Below are 12,278 nucleotides of genomic sequence, written 5' to 3'. Positions count from 1 at the left end.
CCTTCAAACCTCAGCCCGGCACCCTCACTCCAAGGAGAACGAGCATGAGTGCATCGCTGCGTAGCATCGACGGTCAGGACGAAGCCACCATTTTGCGTGAAATCCAGAGCGCCCTGCGCGACCTGCGTTTCGGTGCGGTGGAAATCACCGTGCACAACGCCCAGGTCGTACAGATCGAGCGCAAGGAGAAGTTCCGCCTGCAGCAGCCCGGCAACAAGCCCGGCTGATTCGCGCCTCACCCTTCAAAACTAGAAAAATGCCAATCGGGAGCTTCACCATGTCCATCCGCCGTTATGCGCTCGCCGCCCTGGCCAGTGCTGTTTTTGCCGGTTCCGCCATCGCCAAGGACTACGAACTGCTGAACGTGTCCTACGACCCGACCCGTGAGCTGTACCAGCAGTACAACGCCGAATTCATCAAGCACTGGCAACAGGCCCACCCGGGCGACAAGGTGAAGATCCAGCAATCCCACGGTGGCTCGGGCAAGCAGGGCCGTGCGGTGATCGACGGCCTGCGCGCCGACGTGGTGACCCTGGCCCTGGCCGGCGACATCGACGAAATCGCCAAGCTCGGCAAGACCTTGCCAGAAAACTGGCAGACCCGCCTGCCCGACGCCAGCACCCCGTACACCTCGACCATCGTGTTCCTGGTGCGCAAGGGCAACCCGAAAGGCATCAAGGACTGGGGCGACCTGGTCAAGAAAGACGTCTCGGTCATCACCCCCAACCCGAAAACCTCCGGTGGCGCCCGCTGGAACTTCCTCGCGGCCTGGGCCTATGGCCTGAAGACCGGCGGCAGCGAAGCCAAGGCCAAGGAATACGTGCAGGAGCTGTTCAAGCATGTACCCGTGCTGGACACCGGTGCCCGCGGCTCGACCATCACCTTCGTCAACAACGGCCAGGGCGACGTGCTGCTGGCCTGGGAAAACGAAGCCTTCCTGGCGCTGAAGGAAGACGGCGGCGCCGACAAGTTCGACATCGTCGTCCCATCGCTGTCGATCCTTGCCGAGCCGCCAGTGGCCGTGGTCGACAAGAATGCCGAGAAGAAGGGCAACACCGAAATCGCCACCGAGTACCTCAAGCACCTGTACAGCCCGGCCGGCCAGAAGATTGCCGCCGAGAACTTCTACCGCCCGCGTGACGAGAAAGTGGCGGCCGAATTCGGCAAGCAGTTCCCGAAATTGGACCTGGTGACCATCGACAAGGACTTCGGTGGCTGGAAAACTGCACAACCGAAGTTCTTCAATGATGGCGGTGTGTTCGACCAGATTTACCAGGCGCAGTAAGGCCAGGGAAAGCGGGGCCGCTGTGCGGCCCCAGGATTCAAACGCCTGCACCGGCCCGGGATTGATTCCGGGCTTCGTGCGTTCAACCAGGGATATTTATGTCACGTCGCATTTCCCCCGTCATACCCGGCTTCGGGCTGACGCTGGGCTACACCTTGGTGTACCTCAGCCTGATCGTGCTGATACCGCTGGCGGCCATGTTCGTCCATGCCTCGCAGCTGACCTTCGAGCAGTTCTGGAACATCATCAGTGCGCCACGGGTGATCGCCGCGCTCAAGCTGAGTTTCGGCACCGCCTTGTTCGCCGCCATCATCAACGGTGTAATCGGCACCCTGCTGGCCTGGGTGCTGGTGCGCTACACCTTCCCTGGGCGCAAGATCATCGATGCGATGATCGACCTGCCGTTCGCCCTGCCCACTGCCGTTGCCGGTATCGCCCTGACTGCCCTCTACGCGCCCTCGGGCTGGGTCGGCCAGTTCGCCACCGACCTGGGCTTCAAGATCGCCTACACGCCGCTGGGCATCATCCTGGCACTGACCTTCGTCACCCTGCCGTTCGTGGTGCGCACGGTGCAGCCGGTACTTGCCGACATCCCGCGTGAAGTGGAAGAGGCCGCCGCCTGCCTGGGGGCCAAGCCGTTGCAGGTGTTCCGCCACATCCTGGCACCGGCCCTGCTGCCTGCCTGGCTCACCGGATTCGCCCTGGCCTTCGCCAGGGGCGTGGGTGAGTACGGTTCGGTGATCTTCATCGCCGGCAACATGCCGATGAAAACCGAGATCCTGCCGCTGCTGATCATGGTCAAGCTCGACCAGTACGACTACACCGGCGCGACCGCCATCGGCGTGCTGATGCTGGTGGTTTCCTTCATCCTGCTGCTGCTGATCAACCTGCTGCAGCGCCGCATCGAAACCCCTTGAAGGAGGCCGCATGTCCAGTTCTACCCTGAGTGCAAGCGCCACCGCCAACGCCGCCCGGCGTGGCAGCGCCACTTCGCGGCGCATCCTGATCGGCCTTGGTTGGCTGGTGTTCGCGCTATTCCTGCTGCTGCCGCTGGTGATCGTGGTGTCCCAGGCACTGAAGAACGGCTTTGGCACCTTCTTCGAGGCGATTTTCGAACCCGACGCCCTGTCGGCATTGAAGCTGACCCTGCTCGCCGTGGTCATTTCGGTGCCACTGAACCTGGTGTTCGGCGTCAGCGCCGCCTGGTGCGTGAGCAAGTACAGCTTCCGTGGCAAGAGCATCCTGGTGACCCTGATCGACCTGCCGTTCTCGGTGTCGCCGGTCATCGCCGGCCTGGTCTACGTGCTGATGTTCGGCGCGCAAGGCTTTTTCGGCCCGTGGCTGCAGGACCACGACATCCAGATCGTGTTCGCACTGCCGGGCATCGTCCTGGCGACCATCTTCGTCACCGTGCCATTCGTTGCCCGTGAGCTGATCCCGCTGATGCAGGAGCAGGGCACGCAGGAAGAGGAGGCCGCACGCCTGCTCGGCGCCAATGGCTGGCAGATGTTCTGGCACGTGACCTTGCCGAACATCAAGTGGGGCCTGATCTACGGCGTGGTGCTGTGTACCGCGCGGGCCATGGGCGAATTCGGCGCGGTGTCGGTGGTGTCTGGCCATATTCGCGGCGTCACCAACACCTTGCCGCTGCACGTGGAGATCCTCTACAACGAGTACAACCACGTCGCGGCCTTCAGCGTGGCCAGCCTGTTGCTGATCCTGGCGCTCTTCATCCTGCTGCTCAAGCAGTGGAGCGAGAACCGTATTAACCGCCTGCGCCACAGCGCCGCGGAGGAATGATTCATGTCGATCGAAGTTCGTAACGTCAGCAAGCGCTTCAACAGCTTCCAGGCCTTGAACACCATCAACCTGGACATCAACAGCGGCGAGCTGGTGGCCCTGCTCGGCCCGTCCGGCTGTGGCAAGACTACCCTGCTGCTCATCATCGCCGGCCTGGAAACCCCGGACCAAGGCAACATCGTGTTCCACGGCGAGGATGTGTCGGGCCATGACGTGCGTGATCGCAACGTCGGCTTCGTGTTCCAGCACTATGCCCTGTTCCGCCACATGAGCGTGTTCGACAACGTCGCCTTCGGCCTGCGCATGAAGCCCAAGGGCGAGCGCCCAAGCGAGAGCAAGATCGCCGAGAAGGTGCATGAGCTGCTGAACATGGTGCAGCTCGACTGGTTGTCCGACCGCTACCCCGAACAGCTTTCCGGTGGCCAGCGCCAGCGTATCGCCCTGGCCCGCGCCCTGGCGGTGGAGCCCAAGGTGCTGCTGCTCGACGAGCCGTTCGGCGCGCTGGATGCCAAGGTGCGCAAGGAGCTGCGCCGTTGGCTGGCGCGGCTGCACGAGGACATCAACCTGACCTCGGTGTTCGTCACCCACGACCAGGAAGAAGCCATGGAAGTGGCCGACCGCATCGTGGTGATGAACAAGGGCGTGATCGAGCAGATCGGCTCGCCGGGTGAGGTGTACGAGCAGCCGGCCAACGATTTCGTCTACCACTTCCTCGGCGACTCCAACCGCCTGGCCGTGAGCGAAGGGCACCATGTGCTGTTCCGCCCGCACGAGGTGTCGCTGTCGCGGCATGAAACCGAAGGCCACCATGCTGCCGAAGTGCGCGATATCCGGCCCCTGGGCGCGACCACGCGGGTGACTTTGAAAGTGGAAGGCCAGAGCGAGCTGATCGAGGCCGAGGTGGTCAAGGACCACGACAGCCTGACCGGGTTGGCCCGGGGCGAGACGTTGTTCTTCCGGCCGAAAGTGTGGCAGAAGGTGGCGGATATCTGATTCGCCGCCAAGCATGAAAAGCCCGGGCCTGGTCCCGGGTTTTTTTTGCCCCATCCCCTAGTGCGCCACCCCGGTAGGAGCGAGCACAGCTCGCGATCGAGGGCGCAGCCCTCGTGACAATCCCATGCCTTGCACGAATATTTAATATGCCGCCAAGGCATCACGCTCAAGCCCTCTCCCTGAACCCCGCGAATCCCGAGGCCTAGAGCATCTCCCGCAAAACATATATTCCAAAAAACGCTAACTTTAATTTTAAACATTACTTCTAGAGATAAGCCCCTGGCCGCGATGATTCAGCCACACACCTGAATCAAGAACCCCAGGAGTTTGATCAATGGGAAATGTCCAGTCGGCCGTCAGGGCCTACGACCAGCCATGGCGCCCGGCCCCGGGTGACTTGGTCGAGCTTGGCCGGACGCTTCGCCTGCCACTGGGCCAGCTGCGCCTGCAACGCACCCCGGTCAGCGGCCTCAAGCGCCGCGATAAATTGGCCCTGGGCCTGCTGGTGCTGGCGCTGCATGGCGCCGCTGCGTACTGGATCAGCCAGGCGCCAACGCCCGAGCTGCCCGTGGTACCGCCACAGATTCCGCCCATGACCATCGAGTTCGCCGCGCCCGCGCCGCCGGTGGTCGAGCCGCCACCGCCAGCCCCGGCACCACCCGTGGTCGAGCCACCGCCGCCGGTGGTCGATGAGCTGGCGGCCAAGCCAAAACCCAAGCCCAAGCCAGTGCCAAAGCCTGTGGTCAAGCAGCCGCCCAAGCCGCAGCCCAAACCCGTTGAAGCGCCACCGCCTGCGCCTGCGCCAGTCGCTGCCCCGGCCCCACCCGCGCCACCTGCGCCAGCCCCGATTACCCCGGCTTCGGCCAACGCCGCGTACCTGAAGAACCCGGCGCCGGAGTACCCGCAACTGGCCCAGCGCCGCGGTTGGGAAGGCACCGTGCTGTTGCGTGTGGAAGTGCTGCCCAGCGGCAAGCCCGGGCAGATCCAGATCCAGAAAAGCAGTGGCCGTGATGCCCTCGACGCCGCCGCGCTGGCCGCGGTCAAGCGCTGGAGCTTCGTCCCCGCCAAGCAGGGCGACGTGGCCCTGGCCGGCTGGGTCAGCGTGCCGATCGATTTCAAGCTTCGCTAACTTTTTCGCAGAACACAGGAAGACACTCTCATGAGCCTGCTGGCATCCCCCCTCGAATCCGTTGAAAGCGCAGTCATCTGGCTGCTGGTCGGTTTTTCCGTTGCCACCTGGGGCTTGGCCCTGGTCAAGGTTGCCCAGTTCGTGCGGCTGAAGAACCAGGACAAACGCTTCCACCAGCAGTTCTGGGCCGCATCGAGCCTGGACTCGGCCGCCGAGCTCAGCCATGCACTGCCTGGCCCGGCCGCCCGCGTTGCGCAGTCCGGTTATGCCGCCATCGCCGTGGGCGACACCCAGGCCAACGACCTGAGTCACGCCATCAACCATCAGGACCGCCTGGAACGTGCCCTGCGCCAGCAGATCGTGCGTGAACGCCGCTCGCTGGAAACGGGCCTGGCGGTGGTCGCCAGTATCGGCAGCACCTCGCCCTTCATCGGCCTGTTCGGCACCGTGTGGGGCATCATGGAAGCGCTCAAGGGGATCAGCGCGGCCGGTTCCGCCAGCCTGGAAACCGTGGCGGGCCCAATTGGTGCGGCGCTGGTGGCCACTGGCGTGGGTATCGCCGTCGCGGTGCCGGCGGTGCTGGTCTACAACTACTTCCTGCGCCGCCTCAAGCTGACGGCAGCCGACCTCGACGACTTCGCCCACGACTTCTACAGCCTGGCGCAGAAGAGTGCCTTCCGCGTGCTGGTGCACCCTGCCGTGCAGAAGGCCCAGGCCGGTTTCACCCAGCCGGTGAAGGAGGCGTCCTGACATGGCCTTTTCGACCCAGGACAGCGACGAGGTCCTCAGTGAAATCAACGTCACCCCGCTGGTGGACGTCATGTTGGTGCTGCTGGTGGTGTTCATTGTCACCGCGCCGCTGCTGACCAACGCCATCCCGATCAACCTGCCCAAGACCGAGGCCGTGGCCCCGGTGGAGCAGAAAGACCCGCTGGTGGTAAGCATCGACGGCCAGGGCAAGCTGTTCATCAACAAGGACGAAATTCAACCCGACCTGCTGGAAACCAACCTCAAGGCGGCCAAGGACAAGGATGCCGAGGTACGGGTGCAGTTGCAGGCCGACGACGGTGTGAATTACGGCGAAGTGGCGCGGGCCATGGCCGCGATCGAACGTGCCGGAATCAGCAAGCTGGCGGTGATTACCGCGCGCTGATTGGCAAGACTCTCGCAAGTGCGTTAGGGCCATATCTCTTGACAGGGGTTGGCCTTTTTTTTTGCGACCGGGCGCCTGCGGCGCATCGCGAGCTGCGCTCGCTCCTACCAGGGCAGCGGGGGTGGCGGACACACAGATAAACATTTTTTGTTATTAATAAATAGCTTCTTATTCCTTTACGAATATAACCCTCTCCCTATACTGGTCTCCAAGCACGCAAACTACCGGAGGCGTTCCCATGCGCAATGAGTCGATTCGTTACCTGATTGTGCCGGGCTGGCAAGGATCGCCAGACAACCATTGGCAGAGCCACTGGCAGCGCACCTTGCCCAACAGCGCCCGGGTCGAGCAGCACGACTGGCTGACCCCGCAGCGCCGTGACTGGGTGCAGGCGCTGGAGCGGGCCATTGCCGCCGAGCGCACACCGGTGATCCTGATTGCCCACAGCCTGGGTTGCATCACGGTCGCCCACTGGGCAGCACAGGCCAGCCCAGCATTGCTGCGCCGCGTGCGCGGCGCCTTGCTGGTAGCCCCGGCCGACGTCGAACGCCCCACCTGCGCCCCGGCGCTGCGCAATTTCGCACCGATCCCGGCACAGCCCCTGCCGTTCCCAAGCCAGGTGGTCAGCTCTGACAACGACCCGGCGGTGAGCGTGCCGCGGGCGCTGTACCTGGCCCAGGCCTGGGGGGCGGAGCCAGGGCTGCTGAGCAATGCCGGGCACATCAACGTCAAGTCCGGGCACGAGCGTTGGGAACAAGGCTTCGCCTACCTGTACCGCCTGCAAAGCCGGGTTGAGCAGCGCGCCTTGCGCCGCGCCTGATCGGCCCCGACCGTTTACCGTTTGCCTGACGCCCGGCCCTGATGGCCTGGGGCGGGAGTGAGTCATGACTTTTCAAAACCCATTTGGCCAGCCGCTGCTGACCTTCCCTGAGCTGGACAAGAGCCCCCTGAGCATCCGCGCCAAGGCGCTGGTGTTCATCGACCCGCGTTCGCAGCAGCTGCGCCAGGCCCTGGAACGCCTGGCACCGCAACCGCTGCCGGTGTTGATCCGTGGCGAGACCGGCACCGGCAAGGAGTTGCTGGCGCGGCAGATCCACCGCGCCAGCGACCGCCCTGGCCTGTTCGTTTCGGTGAACTGCGCGGCCATCAGCCCGACCTATGCCGATGCCGAGCTGTTCGGCTACAGCGCTGGCAGCCAGGGTGGCACGGCCAGCAGCCGGGCGGGCTGGTTCGGCTCGGCCAATGGCGGCACCTTGTACCTGGACGAGATCGCCGACCTGCCGCTGGCCATCCAGGGCAAGCTGCTGGCGGCCCTGGAAAACCGCGAGGTGACCCGGGTTGGCGCCCAGCAGCCGCAGCCTGTGGATGTGCGCCTGGTCGCCGCCACCAGCATCGACCTGGCGCGGGTGGTCAAGGCTGGGCGTTTCAACGAGCGCCTTTACCAGTACCTGCGCGAGGGCGCGCTGGAGCTGCCGCCATTGCGCGAGCGGCCTGGCGATATCCTGCCGCTGGCCGAGTACTTCGTCGGCATCTACAGCGTGCGCCTGCAGCGCCCGGTGCCGCTGGTGAGCGAGGCCGCGCAGCAGGCGCTGGAAGCGCATGCCTGGCCGGGTAACACCCGGGAGCTGGAGAACGTCATCCACTTCGCCTTGTTGGTGAACGATGACCAGGAGCTGCAGCCGCAAGACCTCGATTTGCCCAACCCCTCGCGCTAGAGGGGCCTAATAAGCAAAGTGGGTGGTGGAAGTTTGTTTTTGGAATAAGCAGCTAATTAAAAGATATTGTTACGGAATAAAAAATCCCGGTATCGTCCGCTCCATGCCCGCCGATGAAACGGTTGGGCACCCGACTTCGCCATCTGCGATGGCCCAGAAACAGAACAAGGAACACCATGAAAAAGACCCTGCTGACCACTGCCCTGGCCGCTGCCCTGTCGTTCGCTGGCCTGGCGTCCGCCGCCGAGAAACTGGTGGTAGCCGCCACCCCGGTGCCACACGCCGAAATCCTCGAACTGATCAAGCCGACCCTGGCCAAGGAAGGCGTGGACCTGCAGATCAAGGTGTTCACCGACTACGTGCAGCCCAACGTGCAGGTTGACCAGAAGCGCCTGGATGCCAACTACTTCCAGACCCTGCCGTACCTGCAAAGCTTCAACGAAGGCAAGGGCACCCACCTGGAAACGGTGATCGGCGTACACGTCGAACCGTTCGGTGGCTACTCGAAGAAGGTCAAGAGCCTGAGCGAACTGAAGGACGGCGCCACCGTCGCCATCCCGAACGAAGGCAGCAACAGTGGCCGTGCGCTGATCCTGCTGCAGAAAGCCGGCCTGATCACCCTGAAAGACCCGAAAAACGCCCTGGCCACGCCGAAAGACATCGCCGAGAACCCGAAGAAGCTCAAGTTCCGCGAGCTGGAGTCGGCCATGCTGCCGCGCGTGCTGGACCAGGTCGACCTGGACATGATCAACACCAACTACGCCCTGGAAGCTGGCCTGAACCCAGCCAAGGATGCCCTGGTGATCGAGGGTGCCGACTCGCCTTACGTGAACTTCCTGGTGGCACGCCCGGACAACAAGAACAGCGAGGCCATCCAGAAGCTGGCCAAGGCGCTGACCAGCCCGGAGGTGAAGGCATTCATCGCCAAGAAATACCAGGGTGCGGTGCTGCCTGCGTTCTGATGGTTTGACTGTGTCGTGAAAACGCCGGCGCCTATGCGCCGGCGTTTTTGTTTGTGCAAGCGAGTGCGGGCTGGCTCTCTGTGTAGGAGCGGGCTTGCCCCGCGAAAAGGCCGCAACAGGCTGTCGCATATGTATATTCAATAAAGGTATTTATAAAAAGTTTTTTATACCTTTACAGTCTACTGATCGCGCCCCGTGCGCCCATCAGAACTGCCTTCCATGACCTTCGACACTGCCTTCATGCTCAGTACCTTGCCGGCCTTCCTGAAGGCTGTTGGGGTCACCCTGCAGGTTGGCCTGATCGCCATTGCCACCTCGCTGCTGGTGGCGCTGGTCAATGCCACGGTGCTGGTGTTTCGCACGCCTTACCTGTGGCGGCTGGTGAAGGGCTACGTAGAGCTGGCACGCAACACGCCGCTGTTGATCCAACTGTTCTTCGTCTATTTCGCCTTGCCCAGCCTGGGCGTGAAGATTTCCGGCTTCGCCGCGGCAATCATCACCCTGACCTTCATGGGCGGCGCCTACCTCACCGAGGTGCTGCGCGCCGGGGTCGAGGCGGTGCCGCGTGCGCAGCTCGAATCGGGGCGGGCCATCGGCCTGTCCGAGGGCCAGCTGCTGCGCCACGTGATCCTGCCCCAGGCCGGCATCCTCAGCCTGCCGGCGCTGTTCGCCAACTTCATCTTCCTGCTCAAGGAAACCACCGTGGTGTCGGCGGTGGCGGTGCCGGAAATTCTCTACACCACCAAGAACTACATCGCCTTGTACTACAAGACCTACGAAATGCTCGCCGTACTGACCCTGCTGTGCGTGCTGTTGTTCCTGCCGCTGTCGCTGCTGCTGCGCTACCTGGAAAGGAGGCTGCAGCATGGCCAGTTCGGCAACTGAGCTGCTTTGGGTATCGCTGCCGCTGCTGGCCAAGGGCGCAGCCCAGACCCTGGCGATATCGGCGCTGGGCATTCTCTTCGCCACCTTGGGCGGGGTGCTGTACGGCGTGCTGGCAACACTGGGCAAGCGCCTGTTGAACATTGCCTTGCAGGTTTACCTGGAGCTGTTTCGCGCCATTCCGGTGCTGGTGTGGCTGTACCTGGTGTTCTTCGGCTTGCCGATCTTCTTCGCCGTGAACATTCCCAGCTTCTGGTGCGCGGTGCTGGTGCTGGGGCTGTGGGGCGCCAGCGAAGTCGGTGAAGTGGTACGCGGCGCCTTGCAGTCGTTGCCACGCGGGCAGCGCGAAGCGGGGCTGTCGATCGGCTTGTCCGGCACCCAGCTTTACGGGCATGTGCTGCTGCCCCAGGCGCTCAAGCGCATGACGCCGCCCACCATCAACCTCTACACGCGGATCATCAAGACCAGCTCGCTGGCGGTGCTGATTGGCGTGGTCGATGTGATCAAGGTAGGCCAGCAGATCATCGAGCGCACCTACGAGTCGGTGTTGATCTACGCCGTATTGTTCCTGTTCTTCTTCCTTGTCTGCTATCCGCTGTCGGCCGCCTCGCGCGTGCTGGAAAGGCGCTGGGCCCACTCATGACCGCATTGATCGAATTCCAGGGTTTCAACAAGTTCTACGGCACCCACCGGGTGCTGGCCGATGTCGACCTCAAGGTCCAGGCCGGCGAAGTGGTGGTGATCCTTGGCCCCAGTGGCTGTGGCAAGAGCACCTTGCTGCGCTGCCTGAATGGCCTGGAAGCCGCCCACAGCGGCCAGCTGCGCCTGGAGGGCAACGACCTGCTGGGCGCTGGCACCGACTGGCGCCAGGTGCGCCAGCGGGTGGGCATGGTGTTCCAGAGCTACCACCTGTTCGGCCACATGAGCGTGCTCGACAACCTGTTGCTTGGCCCACTCAAGGTGCAAAAACGCGAACGCGCCGAAGCCCAGGCGCAGGCCGAGGCGCTACTGGCGCGGGTTGGCTTGCTGGACAAGCGCGATGCCTACCCACGCCAGCTGTCCGGCGGCCAGCAGCAGCGTATCGCCATCGTCCGGGCACTGTGCATGAACCCACAGGTGATGCTGTTCGACGAAGTCACCGCTGCGCTGGACCCGGAAATGGTCAAGGAAGTGCTGCAGGTGATCCAGGGCCTGGCCCGGGACGGCATGACCTTGCTCATCGTTACCCACGAAATGGCCTTCGCTCGCGCGGTGGCCGACCGCATCGTGTTCATGGAAGCCGGTAGGATCCTTGAACAGAGCGACCCCGAGAGCTTCTTCAGCCAACCGCGGACCGCACGCGCGCAGCAGTTCCTGGACAAATTCTCCTTTGTCGAAAGCCTGCCGAAGACCCAACAAAAGGAACTGTCATGAAAACTGCCCCGCTTACCAAATTGCTGGCGCCGCTGTTCGGCCTGGCCCTGCTGGCCGGCTGCAACAAGGCCGAGGAGCCGCCCAAGCCTGCGGCTGCCTCGCCGGCCACCAGCTACCTGGAAACCATCAAGGCCCGCGACAAGCTGATTGTCGGCGTGTTCACCGACAAACCGCCGTTCGGCTTCGTCGATGCCAGTGGCCGCTATGTGGGCTTCGACACCGATATTGCCCGGCGCCTGGCCAAGGACCTGCTGGGGGACGAAAACAAGGTGGAGTTCGTTGCCGTGGAGCCGGCCAGCCGCATCCCGTTCCTGCAGAGCGACAAGGTTGACCTGATTCTTGCCAACATGACCGTGACGCCTGAGCGCAAGGAAGCGGTGGACTTCACCAACCCCAACCTGCGTGTGGCGGTGCAGGCGATTGTCGCCGATGGCAGCCCGGTAAAAACACTCGACGACCTGGCGGGCAAGACCACCATCGTGACCACGGGTACCACGGCGGACATCTGGCTGACCAAGCACCACCCAGACTGGAAACTGCTCAAGTTCGAGAAGAACAGCGAATCGCTGCAGGCCCTGGCCAACGGGCGGGGCGATGCCTATGCCCAGGACAACCTGATTCTGTTCAGCTGGGCCAAGCAGAACCCGGGCTACCGCGTGCTACCGCAGTTGCTGGGCGACGAGGCGCCGATTGCACCGGCGGTGAAGAAGGGCAATACCGAGCTGCGTGACTGGGTGAATGCGGAGCTGGCCAAGCTGGGCGAGGAGAAGTTCTTGCTCAAGCTGTATGACCAGTATGTGCGCAAGGAGCTGAGCGACGACACCAAGCCGGAGAGCGTGATCGTCGAAGGGGGCAAGTGGCAGGGCTGATAACCGGGCGCCGCATAGGCGGCGCATCGCGAGCTGCGCTCGCTCCTACCACGGGTGTGAGCCCCCTGTAGGAGCGA

The 12,278-nt window shown here is 63.4% G+C and carries 15 protein-coding genes and 1 pseudogene; all 16 read left to right on the top strand.

Annotated features, from left to right (window positions below; genetic code table 11):
- The first annotated feature begins 44 nt into the window (after nucleotides 1-44).
- The 16 genes and pseudogenes from oscA (at nucleotide 45) to F3J44_RS04590 (ending at nucleotide 12,201) form a co-directional block, all read left to right on the top strand.
- On the top strand, nucleotides 45-227 hold the full coding sequence (oscA, locus tag F3J44_RS04660) for a sulfur starvation response protein OscA (protein ID WP_003248957.1): 183 nt from the start codon (nucleotides 45-47) through the stop codon (nucleotides 225-227).
- 56 nt (nucleotides 228-283) lie between these two features.
- Nucleotides 284-1,285 (top strand): sulfate ABC transporter substrate-binding protein, encoded by a 1,002-nt coding sequence (locus F3J44_RS04655; protein ID WP_370526433.1) that lies wholly within the window; start codon nucleotides 284-286, stop codon nucleotides 1,283-1,285.
- Nucleotides 1,286-1,383: 98 nt separating this feature from the next.
- Nucleotides 1,384-2,202: a sulfate ABC transporter permease subunit CysT gene (cysT, locus tag F3J44_RS04650; RefSeq protein WP_167270854.1), complete on the top strand. Its 819-nt coding sequence runs from the start codon at nucleotides 1,384-1,386 to the stop codon at nucleotides 2,200-2,202.
- A gap of 10 nt (nucleotides 2,203-2,212) precedes the next feature.
- Complete coding sequence (gene cysW / locus F3J44_RS04645; RefSeq protein ID WP_167270852.1) at nucleotides 2,213-3,085, top strand: sulfate ABC transporter permease subunit CysW; 873 nt, start codon at nucleotides 2,213-2,215, stop codon at nucleotides 3,083-3,085.
- A gap of 3 nt (nucleotides 3,086-3,088) precedes the next feature.
- Nucleotides 3,089-3,820 (top strand): annotated as a pseudogene (locus F3J44_RS04640) (sulfate/molybdate ABC transporter ATP-binding protein); the annotation flags it as partial.
- Nucleotides 3,821-4,078: a TOBE-like domain-containing protein gene (locus F3J44_RS30300; protein ID WP_370526701.1), complete on the top strand. Its 258-nt coding sequence runs from the start codon at nucleotides 3,821-3,823 to the stop codon at nucleotides 4,076-4,078.
- Nucleotides 4,079-4,412: 334 nt separating this feature from the next.
- On the top strand, nucleotides 4,413-5,207 hold the full coding sequence (locus tag F3J44_RS04635) for an energy transducer TonB (RefSeq protein ID WP_167270848.1): 795 nt from the start codon (nucleotides 4,413-4,415) through the stop codon (nucleotides 5,205-5,207).
- Between the two features lie 30 nt (nucleotides 5,208-5,237).
- Nucleotides 5,238-5,957 (top strand): MotA/TolQ/ExbB proton channel family protein, encoded by a 720-nt coding sequence (locus F3J44_RS04630; protein ID WP_167066806.1) that lies wholly within the window; start codon nucleotides 5,238-5,240, stop codon nucleotides 5,955-5,957.
- Nucleotide 5,958: 1 nt separating this feature from the next.
- Nucleotides 5,959-6,360 (top strand): biopolymer transporter ExbD, encoded by a 402-nt coding sequence (locus tag F3J44_RS04625; RefSeq protein WP_167066809.1) that lies wholly within the window; start codon nucleotides 5,959-5,961, stop codon nucleotides 6,358-6,360.
- Between the two features lie 238 nt (nucleotides 6,361-6,598).
- Nucleotides 6,599-7,180, top strand: a complete 582-nt coding sequence (locus tag F3J44_RS04620; protein ID WP_167270846.1) for an alpha/beta hydrolase — start codon at nucleotides 6,599-6,601, stop codon at nucleotides 7,178-7,180.
- Between the two features lie 64 nt (nucleotides 7,181-7,244).
- Nucleotides 7,245-8,075: a sigma 54-interacting transcriptional regulator gene (locus F3J44_RS04615; protein ID WP_167066815.1), complete on the top strand. Its 831-nt coding sequence runs from the start codon at nucleotides 7,245-7,247 to the stop codon at nucleotides 8,073-8,075.
- Nucleotides 8,076-8,251: 176 nt separating this feature from the next.
- Entirely contained in the window at nucleotides 8,252-9,037 is a 786-nt protein-coding gene (locus tag F3J44_RS04610; RefSeq protein ID WP_167066817.1) for a MetQ/NlpA family ABC transporter substrate-binding protein, read from the top strand.
- A 219-nt stretch (nucleotides 9,038-9,256) separates the two neighbouring features.
- On the top strand, nucleotides 9,257-9,922 hold the full coding sequence (locus F3J44_RS04605; RefSeq protein WP_167066820.1) for an amino acid ABC transporter permease: 666 nt from the start codon (nucleotides 9,257-9,259) through the stop codon (nucleotides 9,920-9,922).
- Nucleotides 9,903-10,562: an amino acid ABC transporter permease gene (locus F3J44_RS04600; protein WP_167066823.1), complete on the top strand. Its 660-nt coding sequence runs from the start codon at nucleotides 9,903-9,905 to the stop codon at nucleotides 10,560-10,562. The genes F3J44_RS04605 and F3J44_RS04600 overlap by 20 nt, the downstream gene beginning before the upstream one ends.
- Nucleotides 10,559-11,332, top strand: coding sequence for an amino acid ABC transporter ATP-binding protein (locus F3J44_RS04595; protein ID WP_167066826.1), 774 nt, complete (start codon nucleotides 10,559-10,561; stop codon nucleotides 11,330-11,332). The genes F3J44_RS04600 and F3J44_RS04595 overlap by 4 nt, the downstream gene beginning before the upstream one ends.
- Nucleotides 11,329-12,201: a transporter substrate-binding domain-containing protein gene (locus F3J44_RS04590; protein ID WP_167066829.1), complete on the top strand. Its 873-nt coding sequence runs from the start codon at nucleotides 11,329-11,331 to the stop codon at nucleotides 12,199-12,201. Before F3J44_RS04595 ends, F3J44_RS04590 begins: the two co-directional genes overlap by 4 nt.
- Nucleotides 12,202-12,278: the final 77 nt, after the last annotated feature.

This window comes from Pantoea sp. Tr-811, assembly GCF_011752535.1.
Classification (GTDB): Bacteria; Pseudomonadota; Gammaproteobacteria; order Pseudomonadales; family Pseudomonadaceae; genus Aquipseudomonas.
Note: the sequence above shows the minus strand (reverse complement) of the source record. Positions and strands in the feature narration are given on the sequence as shown.

Coding starts and splice junctions, on each gene's coding strand:
- F3J44_RS04590 (WP_167066829.1), top strand. CDS start 11,329: ATGAAAACTGCCCCGCTTACCAAATTGCTGGCGCCGCTGTTCGGCCTG.
- F3J44_RS04620 (WP_167270846.1), top strand. CDS start 6,599: ATGCGCAATGAGTCGATTCGTTACCTGATTGTGCCGGGCTGGCAAGGA.
- oscA (WP_003248957.1), top strand. CDS start 45: ATGAGTGCATCGCTGCGTAGCATCGACGGTCAGGACGAAGCCACCATT.
- cysW (WP_167270852.1), top strand. CDS start 2,213: ATGTCCAGTTCTACCCTGAGTGCAAGCGCCACCGCCAACGCCGCCCGG.
- F3J44_RS04595 (WP_167066826.1), top strand. CDS start 10,559: ATGACCGCATTGATCGAATTCCAGGGTTTCAACAAGTTCTACGGCACC.
- F3J44_RS04630 (WP_167066806.1), top strand. CDS start 5,238: ATGAGCCTGCTGGCATCCCCCCTCGAATCCGTTGAAAGCGCAGTCATC.
- F3J44_RS04610 (WP_167066817.1), top strand. CDS start 8,252: ATGAAAAAGACCCTGCTGACCACTGCCCTGGCCGCTGCCCTGTCGTTC.
- F3J44_RS04605 (WP_167066820.1), top strand. CDS start 9,257: ATGACCTTCGACACTGCCTTCATGCTCAGTACCTTGCCGGCCTTCCTG.
- F3J44_RS04635 (WP_167270848.1), top strand. CDS start 4,413: ATGGGAAATGTCCAGTCGGCCGTCAGGGCCTACGACCAGCCATGGCGC.
- F3J44_RS04600 (WP_167066823.1), top strand. CDS start 9,903: ATGGCCAGTTCGGCAACTGAGCTGCTTTGGGTATCGCTGCCGCTGCTG.
- cysT (WP_167270854.1), top strand. CDS start 1,384: ATGTCACGTCGCATTTCCCCCGTCATACCCGGCTTCGGGCTGACGCTG.
- F3J44_RS04615 (WP_167066815.1), top strand. CDS start 7,245: ATGACTTTTCAAAACCCATTTGGCCAGCCGCTGCTGACCTTCCCTGAG.
- F3J44_RS04625 (WP_167066809.1), top strand. CDS start 5,959: ATGGCCTTTTCGACCCAGGACAGCGACGAGGTCCTCAGTGAAATCAAC.